The following is a 10824-nucleotide window of genomic DNA, read 5'->3' as shown; positions in this document are numbered from 1 at the left end:
CGTTCGACGTCGCGCTCGCGAGCAGGCAGCCGCTGACCGCCGAGAAGGCGACGGAGGTGGGCGACGCGTAGGTCGCGGCCGACGGTCCCCCGGTCCGCGCGGTCGACGTGTCGGAGGCCGGTCACGCATCGAACCTCGACGAGCCGGAGCGCTCCACCGCCGAACTGTGGGCGTTCCTCTGCGACGGCTGCGACTGACGGGAGCGAGCGGCGCGTGCCGGCATTTGATACGGCCGGCCGCCGAACGACCGGTATGCGCAGCGAGGACGAGATTCGCGAGCAGTACGAGTTCCTCGTCGAACAGCTCGAGTCCGAGGAGATGAACCACGAGGGCGTCCGGGAGATGTTCACGCACTACCGGCGCGCGCTCGGCTGGGCGTTGGAAGAAGAGCACATGTAGCGGCAGCAGTTTCGGACGGGGATACATTTATTATCGTCGCCCGTTTTGCATCAGGTGACGCTTCGCTTTGGAGGGCCGAAGCGTCAGCGGGGACCAATTCAGGGCGGCTGCGGGGCCGGCTTTTCCGGCCCCGCATCCTTTTCCGTTGCACTGCGCTCGAAAGCGGCGGCGCCGCGAACTCGTTCGCCGAATCGCCGCCGAGACTGTCGGTAGTTTAACGGGGTGTACTTCGTAGGTAGCCACGTGACAGAGTACACGGGTACGGCGTCGCTGACGCCGCTGCAGTCTGGCATCCCGGTGGACGAGACGCTGGCGGTCGTCGCGGCGGCGATGCTCGTCGGCGTCGGCATCTGGTACGTCGGGGCGCAGCTCGAAGCACGCTTCCGGGCGGTGAACGCCAGGCTCGCGCGTTCTATCTTGCTGCTGCTCCTCGCTGGCGTCGTCGGGGTCGTCCTCGTGCAGCAGTGGGGAGCGACCGGCGCGTTAGTCTCGATGACGGGCGTGCTGGAGGTCGGCGTGAACGCGGCGCTTCGCGTCCTCGTCACCGTCTTCACCTTCGCGGCCGCCCACGCGCTCACGCAAGTCGTCAGGCGCGTCCTTCTCGGCAGCGGCCGCTCGAACGGTCGTGCAACGAGCGAGCACCAACGCCGAATCTTCTTCTACATCAGTCAGGTCGTCGTCTACGTCGCGGCGGCCGTCGCGACGCTCGGCCTCTGGGGCATCCGAATCAGCGACCTCCTCCTGGGCGCGGGCGTCCTCGGCATCATCCTCGGGTTGGCGTTCCAGAGCACGCTCGGTTCGATTCTCGCCGGCTTCGTCCTCATGCTCTCGCGCCCCTTCGAAATCGGGGACTGGGTCCGCATCGGCGACCACGAGGGGTTCATCACCGAGATCTCTATCAACCACGTCAGGCTCCGGAACCTCGACGGCGAACACGTCGTCCTGCCGAACGAAGCGGTCAGCAACCGCACGATAATCAACCGCAGCGACGAGGGGAAACTCCGCCACACCGTCGAGGTCGGCGTCGACTACGCCGTCGACCCCGAGCGCGCCGAAGCCATCGCGCGTGAGGCGATCAGCGACCTCGACGAGATCATGAGCCAGCCCGCCCCGCAGGTACTGCCGGTGCGCTTCGGTGACTCCGCGGTCGTCCTCGAAGCCCGCGTCTGGATCGACGACCCGACGCCGCAGCGGAAGTGGCGCGCCGCCCAGTCGGTCATCTACGCCGTCAAAACCGCCTTCGAGCGGGAGGACGTGAAGATTCCGTTCCCCCAGCGCGAACTCACTGGGCGCCACGAGGACGACGGCTTCCGCGTGGTCGACAGCTCCCGGGCGCCGACGGACGGGAGCAGTCCGAGGAGACGCCGCGCTAGCGTCGACTCGGCAGAACCAGTCTCGTCGCGACGGCCGGTAGAAGCCAGAGAACAGAGTGGCGTCGTCGCGCCGCGCTACCAGAGGAACATCGGCCAGACGAACTTGAACAGCAGCCAGATGAACACCGTCAGCACCGCGGTCATCAGGAAGTTGAGGACGACGCCCGCGCGCATCATGTCCCGCTGTTCGAGGTAGCCGGAGCCGAACACGATGGCGTTCGGCGGCGTCGCGACCGGGAGCGCGAACGCGAAGCTCGCGGCGATGGCGCCGCTGACAGAGAGGAAGATGGCCGCGGACTCCTCGGCGAGGCCGAGCGTCCCGGCGAGGACGCCGCCGATGGAGACGAGCACGGGCACGATGATGGTGGCCGTGGCGGTGTTCGAGGTCATCTCCGTGAGGAAGATGACCAGCAGGACGACGGCCGCGACGATGGCGACGATGGGGAGCCCGGTGAGCGAGCCGAAGATGGACTCGGCGATCCAGCGCGTTGCGCCGCTGCTCGCGAACCCGGACGCCAGCGAGAGGCCGCCGCCGAACAGGAGGATGGTCCCCCAGTCGATGTCGACGAGGTCCTCCCACTCGGCGGTGTCCGCGAGCACGAGCGCGGGGATGGCGTAGAGGCCGACCATCACGTAGTAGAGCAGCCCCTGGTAGCCGCCCTCGGTGCCGAACAGCGTCGGGCCGCTGCCGCCGAACAGCGTGGTGTGGAGGAGGTTCGCGGTGTCGGTGCCGAGGCCGACGGTCTCGAACAGCCACCAGACGGGGCCGCCGAGACCGCCGAGCACCCACAGCCCGGCCGTCGCGGTGAAGATGTACGCGACGCGGCGGCCGCGCGTGCCGAGGTCGCCCTCCTCGCGGAGGTAGCGGCGCGCCTCCTCGCGGGCGTCGCTGACGTCGTCGACTTCCGGCGGGAACAGCCAGTACGTCAGGACGTACCAGACGAGCGGGAGGGTGACGACGACGATGGGGATGCCGATGAGCAGCCAGTCGGCGAACCCGATCTCGTAGCCGAGCTGGTCGTTGAGGACGCCGGCGACGACGGCGTTCGGCGGCGTCCCGATGAGCGTGCCGACGCCGCCGACGCTGGCGGCGTAGGCGGTCCCGAGCAGGGTCGCGACCTGGATGTTCGTCGTCGGGTCGCCGTCGCCGACCTCGGAGAGCTCCTCGCGGCCGACGACCTGCGCGAGCACGCCGACCGCGATGGGCGTCATCATCGCGCTGGTGGCGGTGTTCGACACCCACATCGAGAGGACCGCGGTCGCGAGCATCACCGCGAGGATGAGCCTGCGGGGGCTCGACCCCATGCGCGCCATGATGTACAGCGCGATGCGGCGGTCGATGTCGTACTTCTGGAGGGCGTTCGCGAGCATGAACCCCGCGACGAAGAGGAAGATGAGGTGGTCGGCGAACGGCGAGAGCGCGGCGTCGAGCGTGTCGAAGACGCCGAGCCCGGTGAGCAGGACGGGGATCGAGAGCGCGGTGACCGCCAGCGGGAGCGCGCCGGACACCCAGAGCACGGCGGCGAACGCCATGGTGGCGATGGCGTACTTCCCTTCGAGTCCGAGGTCGGCGGGGGTCGGTGCGAGCGCGATGGCCGCGGTGAGCGCGAGCGCGAACGCGAACACCGCGAGCCGGCCGCGAGTCGAGCGCACGTCGAGCTGTATCATTGATACAGCGGCAGTCGCTACTGCTATCTTTAATGATTAACGGATTCACTCTCGGGGCGGCGGCTCAGAAGTGCTCGACGATTGCCGCGACCTGCTCGTCGTCGAGCTCGGTCTCGTAGAGCGCGAAGAGGTCGCGCAGGCGGTCCCCGGAGAGCCCGCGGTGGCCGCCCTCCAGCATCGAGACGTGGGCCTGCCGGAGGTCCGGGACCTCGCGCTCGACGTCGCGCTGGCTGAAGCCGGCGGCGACCCGGAGGAGCCGCCACGCTGTCGGCGAGACGTCCGCGAGGTCGTGGGCGTCCGCGCCGGCCATGTGGCCGTGTCGCGGGGCGGCCGGCATAAAACTCGCGGGACGGCGGGCGGCGACTGCGAGTCAGCGTATCCGACATGTCACCTCGATACAGGCCGGGGCGTTCCCGCCGCTCGGCACGCTAATCCCCTACGCTTATGCTTTCCGAGACGAAAGACGTAACGAGAGTAGGACATATGTATGACCTGACAGGGTTCCAGCGCGACCTCCTCTACGTCGTCGCCGGACTAGACGAGCCACACGGCCTCGCCATCAAGGAAGAACTCGAGGAGTACTACGAGTCGGAGATCCACCACGGCCGCCTCTACCCCAACCTCGACACCCTCGTCGACAAGGGCCTCGTCGACAAGGGCCAGCTCGACCAGCGCACCAACTACTACACCCTCACCCGCCGCGGCCGACGCGAGATCGCCGCGCGCCGCGAGTGGGAACAGCAGTACGTCGACCTCGAGTAGCCGTGGTCTCCTCGCGGACCGCCACCGCCGCCGTCGGCGTGCTCGCGAGTCTCGCGGTCAGCGTCGCGGCGTGGGTGCTCTTCGACGTCGCCGTCTTCTTCCTCGCCGTGCCGCTCGTCCCGCTGCTGTTCCGGCGGCAGACCGAGGAACCCCCGGTGTACGAGTGCCCGGACTGCGGGTTCCGCACCCGCGACCCGGAGTTCGCGTACTGTCCCCGCGACGGCAGCCAGCTCGAAGAGCAGTAACTCACTCCTCGCCGGACTCGTCGCCGAACGCCGAGACCTCCGTCTGTTCGCCGTCGTCACCGGTCACGACGTCGCCGCCGAGCGCCGCCGGCGAAATCCGCTCGCCCGCGAGCAGCTCCGGGAGCACGAGCCGCGCGAAGTGGACGACGAACACGAGCACGAGCGGCCCGAGGAAGAGGCCGTACCACCCCCACAGCAGCGGCCCGAAGACGTACGACAGAATCACCAGCCCGAGGTGGATGTCCCGGCCGGAGACGTACGGCCGCAACAGCAGGTCCGGCACGAAGTCCACGACCACTGCCGCGACCGCGACGAACACCGCGACGAACCCGTAGCCGGAGCCGCTCCGGAACGCGGCGACCGCGAGCCACCCCGCCAGCGGAATCCACACGAGCTTGATGCCGACGACGGGGACGAGGCTGGCGACGCCCGTCACCAGCCCGAACAACACCGGGTAGGGGATGGCGACGCCGGCGGGCGCGAACGCGTCCAGCGTCGCGTACGACACCGCCGCGATGACGCCGGTGGCGAACGCGAAGACGATGTTCCCGAAGAACACCGTCGAGAGGTCGCGGTCGACCGCCCGCGCGTACGCCTCCGCGACGCCGTCGCCGTCCGTGAAGCGGCGCCGGAACCAGCCGCCGAGGCGGTGGTCGTCCCGGAGCAGGTAGAACGCGACGACCACGACCGCGAACAGGTGGACGAACAGCGTCGCGAGGAAGCCGAGGTACCCCAGGGCGTTGCTCGCGGACGCCGCGAGCGCGTCCTGCACGGACGGCTGGTTCAGGAACGCCTGCGGGTCCTGGACGACCGAGGAGACGTCGAGGTACGGTTCGAGCAGCGTGCCGATCTGCCCGAGGTCGACGTTCTGGGCGTCCACGAACCGGTCGAGCTCCTGGAGGCCGACGGCGGTGGTGTACGCGACCACCAGCATCGCGGGGAGCGCGAGCGTCACGAGCGCGACCACCGCGCGGACCGTCGGCTGGCGCACCCAGCGTTCGAGGCGGCGGTACACCGGCCGGGTGGCGTAGTAGACGAACACGCCGAGCACCACCGTCCCGAGGAACGAGTAGACGGTGAACGCGAGCACGCCGCTGAGCACGGCGGCGACGACCCACCACGCGAGCCGGCCGCGGTCGACGTCCATACCGTACAACTCCGACGCGCCGACGCAAAAAGATTCGCCGCCCCGCGGGAGCCCGCAGGTTTTTACCGGCCCGCGAGGAACGCCAGAGAGTGCCCGGATTCATCGACCTGCTGGCCGACGTCCCCGTGGACAGCCGCGTCGTCCGGCTCGCGCTGTCGGTCGCGCTCGGGCTGTTCATCGGGCTCGAGCGCGAGTGGTCCCAGAAGGCCGCCGGCATCCGCACGTTCGCGCTCGTCAGCGTGCTCGCGACCATCTTCACGGAGGTCGACACGGCCCGCTGCGCGGACGCCGCGGGCGTCTGCCCGCCGTACCTCTCCGTGGTGGGCGCGGCGTTCGTCATCGTCGTCGCGGGCGTGCTGATGGTCTCGGGGATGCGCGACGAGGACGAGGGCCTCCACCTGACGACGGCGGTGAGCCTGATGGTGGCGTACGGCGTCGGCGTGCTCGTCGCCGTCGACGCGGTGCTCCCGGCGACCGTCGTCGCCGTCACGAGCTCCGTGCTGCTGGTGTTCAAGCGCGAGCTCCACGGGTTCGCGTGGGGGCTCTCCCGGGAGGAGCTGCGCTCGACGTTCGAGTTCGCGATTCTGGCGTTCGTCGTCTACCCCCTGCTCCCCCAGGGGACGGTCGGGCTCGGGACGGGGCGGTACGCCGTCGAAGTCGAACCGCGCGTCGTCTGGCTGATGGTGGTGTTCGTCGCGGGCATCGGCATCGTGAACTACGTCGTCGTGAAGACGTACGGCGGCCGCGGCATCGCCGTCACGGGATTCTTCGGCGGGCTGGCGTCCTCGACGGCGGTCGTCGGGACGATGCTCGACCACGTCAGCCAGCGCGCGGAGGCGACGTCGTACGCGGTCGCGGGCGTCCTGCTGGCGAACGCCGCGATGGCGCTCCGGAACCTCCTCATCGTCGTCGTGTTCACGCTCTCGACGGGCGTGCTCGCCTCCGCGACGGTGCCGCTGCTCGTCATCGTGCTCGGCTGCGTCGGCGTCGCCGCGGCGACCGCGGACTGGTCGACGCGCGTCGAGATGGACCTCGAGAGCCCGTTCTCGATGCGGAATGCGCTCGCGTTCGGCGCGATGTTCCTCGTCGTCGTGGTCGCGGGCGGGCTCGCGCAGACCCAGTTCGGCTCGGCCGGCCTCTACGCGACCGCTATTCTCTCCGGGCTGGTGTCGAGCGCGGGCGCGACCACCTCGGCCATCGTGCTCTACCGCACCGGCGCGATTTCGGGGACCGCCGCCACTGTCGCCGTGCTGCTGGCCACCGCTTCGTCCATCGGCGTGAAGGTCGCGCTGACGGCGACCAGCGACAACCGGTCGTTCGCGTACCGCGTCGCGGGGTACAGCGCGGTCCTGCTGGTCGCGGGCGGCCTCACGGCCGCCGCGGTCGCCCTCTAGCGGTAGGTTTTGCTGGAACCGTAACGAATCGCTTTTGTCCGCAGCCCGGCCACTACGTACCATGGACAGGGAGACCGCCGAGCCGAGCGTCCGGAGCCTACCCGGCGAGAAGGCCCGGCAGTGGGTCGATTACCACCACGAGCACGCCGCCCCCAGCACGTACGTCTACGAGTTCGTCTGGGACATCACCGAGGACGCCGCCGGCCCGTTCTGCCGCGACGTCGACGGCAACGTCCTCATGGACTTCACGAGCCACGTCGCGGCCGCGCCGTTCGGCTACAACAACCCGAAGATCATGGACCGCCTCGAGGAGTTCGACGTCGTCGACCCCTCGAAGATCGCGGGCCAGGACTTCTACGCGAGCGGCGGCTGGCCGCCCGAGGACGCCGACGTTCCGACGTCGACGCAGCTGCTCCACCGGCTCACGGACATCACCGAGGAGTACGGCCTCGACACGGTCTTCCTCTCGAACACGGGCGCCGAGGCGGTGGAGAACGCCATCAAGATCTGTTACGCGAACGGCGGCCACCGCGCGTTCACGTTCGACGGCGCGTTCCACGGGCGCACGCTCGGCGCGCTCTCGCTGAACCGCTCGAAGGCCGTCCACCGCACGGGCTATCCCGAAATCGGCGGCGTCGTCTCCGCGCCGTACTGCTCCTGCGAGGGCGACTGCGAGTGCGGCTGGAAGACCGACGGCCCCGGCGGGAACGTCGTCGCGGACAAACTCCATCCCAAGCGCGGCGTCATCGACCCCGACGAGGTGGCCTACCTCATCCTCGAACCGCAGCAGGGCGAGGGCGGCTACCGCGTGCCCAGCGAGGAGTTCGCGGACGACATCGCCGCGATTCAGGAGACCCACGACATCCCCGTGGTCGCCGACGAGATTCAGTCCGGGCTCGGCCGCACGGGCGAGCTCTGGGGCGTCGACCACACCAGCATCGACCCGGACGTCATCACCTCGGCGAAGGGGCTGCGGGTCGGCGCCACCATCGCGGACGAGGACCTCTTCCCGGACGAGACGGGCCGGCTCTCCTCGACGTGGGGCGCGGGCGACCTGCTCGCGGCCGCACAGGGCGTCGCCACCATCGACGCCGTCACCAGCGACGGCGTCCTCGACAACGTCACCGACCGCGGCCGGCAGGTGAAAGAGATTCTCGCCGACGACGCGCCCCCGTTCGTCGCGGACGTGCGCGGGAACGGCCTGATGCTCGGCGTCGAGTTCGACACCAAGGACCGCCGCGAAGCCGCCGTGAAGGCCTGCCTCGAGCGCGGCCTGCTGTTGCTCGGCTGCGGGTACAAGACGCTGCGCATCCTCCCGCCGCTGGACGTCACCGAGCGCGAGATCGACGTCGCGATGGGCGTCTTCCTCGACGCCCTCGACGACCCGAAGGTCGCGAAGGCCGGGCCCTCGACGGGCCACAGCGACGACGTCCAGTAGCTACTCCTCGACGACGATCTCGCCGGTCATCCCCTGCGCCTGGTGTGGCGTGCAGACGTACTCGTAGGTGCCCGGGACCTCGAACGTGTACTCGAAGGAGAACCCGCGGTCCTCGATGGTGTCGTGGCCGCCCCAGTCGGCGTCGGACGGCTGGCTCGTGACGGCGACGTTGTGCGTCGCGGACAGCCAGACGAAGCGCACGGTCGTCCCCGGCGCTATCGTGAGCTGTTCGGGGTCGAAGACGTAGTTCCCGTCGGGGCCGACTTCGACGACTTCCGTCCCCTCGGGGGCGTCCAGCGCGTCGACCTCGTCGTCGCCGCCGCCACCGCCGCCAAGGCAGCCGGCCACGGCGGCGGTCGCACCGATGCCCGCGGTCGCGCGCAGTACGTCGCGTCGCGTTCGGTCTCGCATACTAGGGGGTCCGTGCGTCCGGGATTTAACACGCCCGCATTCCGTCCGCGGGCCGCGTCAGAACTGGTAGCGCCGGTCGTCGTCGGGCTGCTGGAACTGGTCGCCGCCGGTCATCTCGTCGAAGCTCATCCCCGAGAGGTACTCGTCGTAGGTGACGTCGTACGTCGACCGCAGGTGGAAGTCCAGGCGGCCGGACTCGGTCGTCGACTGGAACAGCAGGTGAATCGCGCGCCGCAGCAGCTCGTCGGTGTCGGCGTCGAGGGCGGCGCCGAGCATCGCCAGCTCCTGTCGGCTCTCGCGGTCGAGGAACGCGTAGTCGTCGAGGTCGTCGTACGCCAGTTCCACGTCGGTTTCGAGGTCGTCGAGGCTCATACCCGAGGCGTGTGCTGGCGCCGGCATACGCCTTTTCGTTGTCCGCGGCGTCGCCACCGAACCAGCACCCCTAAGCGCGGGACCGCACAACTGCCGGCCATGACCGAGGCCGAGGGGGAGTACGCGCTCCCCGGCGACGTCGACGCCGTCCGGGACGCGCTCGTCGACTGGTACGAGGACGGCCACCGCGACTTCCCGTGGCGGCGGACCGACGACCCGTACGCGATTCTCGTCTCGGAGGTGATGAGCCAGCAGACCCAGCTCTCCCGCGTCGAGGACGCCTACCACGCGTTCCTCGACCGGTGGCCGACGACCGCCGACCTTGCGGCCGCCGACCGCGCGGACGTCGTCGGGTTCTGGTCGGCGAACAGCCTCGGGTACAACAACCGCGCGAAGTACCTCCACGAGGCCGCCCGGCAGGTCGAGAACGAGTACGGCGGCCAGTTCCCGCGGACGCCCGACGAACTGGAGGAGCTGATGGGCGTCGGGCCGTACACCGCCAACGCGGTCGCGTCGTTCGCGTTCAACAACGGCGACGCGGTCGTGGACACGAACGTCAAGCGCGTGCTCTACCGCGCGTTCGACGTCCCCGACGACGACGCGGCCTTCGAGGCAGCCGCGAACGAACTCATGCCCGACGGCGAGTCCGAGGTGTGGAACAACGCCATCATGGAGCTCGGCGGGGTGGCCTGCGGGAAGTCCCCGAGCTGCGACGACGCCGGGTGTCCGTGGCGGGAGTGGTGTGCGGCGTACGCCTCCGGGGACTTCGCTGCGCCGGACGTCCCCGAGCAGTCGACGTTCGAGGGGAGCCGCCGGCAGAAGCGCGGGCGGGCGGTCGGCGCGCTCCGCGAACACGGCGAGCTCGAGCTCGACGAGCTCGGGCCGCGAGTCCGCGTGGACTACGGCGGCGACACCGGCCGCGAGTGGCTCCGCGGCCTCCTCTCGGACCTCGCCGACGACGGCCTCGTCGAACTCGAGGACCGCGGCGACGAGACGGTCGCGCGCCTCGCGAACTGAAACCGGGTTCCGCGAGGGGAACGCATAACCGCGGGCCGGGTGTACGCCTCGTTCGATGCGTAGCCTCCTCGTCTCGCTGCTGCTGGTCGTCGCCGGCACCGCCGTCATCTGGAAGGGCAGCGGCTTCTTCGAGCGGTCCGCCGAGCGCCTCAGCAAGTACTACGGCCTCCCGGTCGCGGTCCACGGCGCCATCGTCGTCGCGGTCGGGTCGAGCTTCCCGGAGGTCAGCTCCATCGTCATCAGCACGGTCGTCCACGGCGAGTTCTCGCTCGGCGTCGGCGCCGTCGTCGGCAGCGCCATCTTCAACCTCCTCGTGATTCCCGCGCTGTCGGCGTTCTCCAGCGAGGAGCTGTCGACTACGCGGGACATCGTCCACAAGGACGCGCAGTTCTACGTCATCTCCATCCTCGTGCTGTTCCTCGTGTTCGCGCTCGGCGCGACCTACGTCCCCGGCGGGACGAACCGCGAGGCGATTCTGACGCCGACGCTCGCCGTCGTGCCGCTGGCGACGTACGGCCTCTACGTCTTCCTCCACCAGCAGGACGCCACCGAGCACGTCCCCGAGCCGGCGCCGAACGTCCGGCCGCGCCGCGAGTGG

12 protein-coding genes and 1 pseudogene are annotated in these 10824 nt (G+C 69.7%); 8 read left to right on the top strand and 5 right to left on the bottom strand.

All coding sequences use genetic code 11. The features are described from left to right. Positions 1 to 252: 252 nt before the first annotated feature. Positions 253 to 399 (top strand): hypothetical protein, encoded by a 147-nt coding sequence (locus GJ634_RS15605; RefSeq protein WP_197425501.1) that lies wholly within the window; start codon positions 253 to 255, stop codon positions 397 to 399. 330 nt (positions 400 to 729) lie between these two features. Then, positions 730 to 1650, top strand: a pseudogene (locus GJ634_RS16165) (mechanosensitive ion channel family protein); the annotation flags it as partial. Between the two features lie 197 nt (positions 1651 to 1847). Here GJ634_RS16165 and GJ634_RS11570 read toward each other — a convergent pair. Both GJ634_RS11570 and GJ634_RS11565 read right to left on the bottom strand, forming a co-directional pair. After that, complete coding sequence (locus tag GJ634_RS11570) at positions 1848 to 3440, bottom strand: DASS family sodium-coupled anion symporter (protein WP_157502920.1); 1593 nt, start codon at positions 3438 to 3440, stop codon at positions 1848 to 1850. A gap of 64 nt (positions 3441 to 3504) precedes the next feature. After that, positions 3505 to 3750: a hypothetical protein gene (locus GJ634_RS11565; RefSeq protein WP_157502919.1), complete on the bottom strand. Its 246-nt coding sequence runs from the start codon at positions 3748 to 3750 to the stop codon at positions 3505 to 3507. 173 nt (positions 3751 to 3923) lie between these two features. Between GJ634_RS11565 and GJ634_RS11560 the strand changes: the two genes are divergently transcribed. Together GJ634_RS11560 and GJ634_RS11555 are read left to right on the top strand one after the other, a co-directional pair. Beyond that, positions 3924 to 4202 carry a PadR family transcriptional regulator gene (locus tag GJ634_RS11560; protein ID WP_157502918.1) on the top strand — a complete coding sequence of 93 codons (279 nt, stop codon included), beginning with the start codon at positions 3924 to 3926 and terminating at the stop codon, positions 4200 to 4202. A 2-nt stretch (positions 4203 to 4204) separates the two neighbouring features. After that, positions 4205 to 4447: a hypothetical protein gene (locus tag GJ634_RS11555; RefSeq protein ID WP_197425500.1), complete on the top strand. Its 243-nt coding sequence runs from the start codon at positions 4205 to 4207 to the stop codon at positions 4445 to 4447. Position 4448: 1 nt separating this feature from the next. On the opposite strand, the gene GJ634_RS11550 is transcribed toward GJ634_RS11555, so the two are convergent. Then, a complete protein-coding gene (locus tag GJ634_RS11550; RefSeq protein ID WP_157502917.1) occupies positions 4449 to 5594 on the bottom strand; it encodes an AI-2E family transporter in 1146 nt (381 codons plus the stop codon). Positions 5595 to 5683: 89 nt separating this feature from the next. Here GJ634_RS11550 and GJ634_RS11545 point away from each other — a divergent pair, with 89 nt between their 5' ends. Both GJ634_RS11545 and GJ634_RS11540 read left to right on the top strand, forming a co-directional pair. Continuing rightward, the gene (locus tag GJ634_RS11545; RefSeq protein WP_331714134.1) at positions 5684 to 6988 is read left to right on the top strand and encodes an MgtC/SapB family protein; all 1305 of its coding nucleotides are present in this window, start codon (positions 5684 to 5686) and stop codon (positions 6986 to 6988) included. A gap of 61 nt (positions 6989 to 7049) precedes the next feature. Further along, positions 7050 to 8426: an aspartate aminotransferase family protein gene (locus GJ634_RS11540; protein ID WP_157502916.1), complete on the top strand. Its 1377-nt coding sequence runs from the start codon at positions 7050 to 7052 to the stop codon at positions 8424 to 8426. On the opposite strand, the gene GJ634_RS11535 is transcribed toward GJ634_RS11540, so the two are convergent. Together GJ634_RS11535 and GJ634_RS11530 are read right to left on the bottom strand one after the other, a co-directional pair. Beyond that, on the bottom strand, positions 8427 to 8837 hold the full coding sequence (locus tag GJ634_RS11535; protein WP_157502915.1) for a plastocyanin/azurin family copper-binding protein: 411 nt from the start codon (positions 8835 to 8837) through the stop codon (positions 8427 to 8429). A 57-nt stretch (positions 8838 to 8894) separates the two neighbouring features. Further along, positions 8895 to 9209 (bottom strand): hypothetical protein, encoded by a 315-nt coding sequence (locus tag GJ634_RS11530; RefSeq protein WP_157502914.1) that lies wholly within the window; start codon positions 9207 to 9209, stop codon positions 8895 to 8897. Between the two features lie 99 nt (positions 9210 to 9308). Here GJ634_RS11530 and GJ634_RS11525 point away from each other — a divergent pair, with 99 nt between their 5' ends. Together GJ634_RS11525 and GJ634_RS11520 are read left to right on the top strand one after the other, a co-directional pair. After that, positions 9309 to 10226, top strand: coding sequence for an A/G-specific adenine glycosylase (locus GJ634_RS11525; protein WP_157502913.1), 918 nt, complete (start codon positions 9309 to 9311; stop codon positions 10224 to 10226). Between the two features lie 55 nt (positions 10227 to 10281). Next, positions 10282 to 10824: sodium:calcium antiporter (locus tag GJ634_RS11520; protein ID WP_394350894.1), on the top strand; the 543-nt coding region annotated here is incomplete at its 3' end.

Source organism: Halobacterium sp. CBA1126 (assembly GCF_009741975.1).
In the GTDB taxonomy this organism is placed as follows: domain Archaea; phylum Halobacteriota; class Halobacteria; order Halobacteriales; family Halobacteriaceae; genus Halobacterium.
Note: the sequence above shows the minus strand (reverse complement) of the source record. Positions and strands in the feature narration are given on the sequence as shown.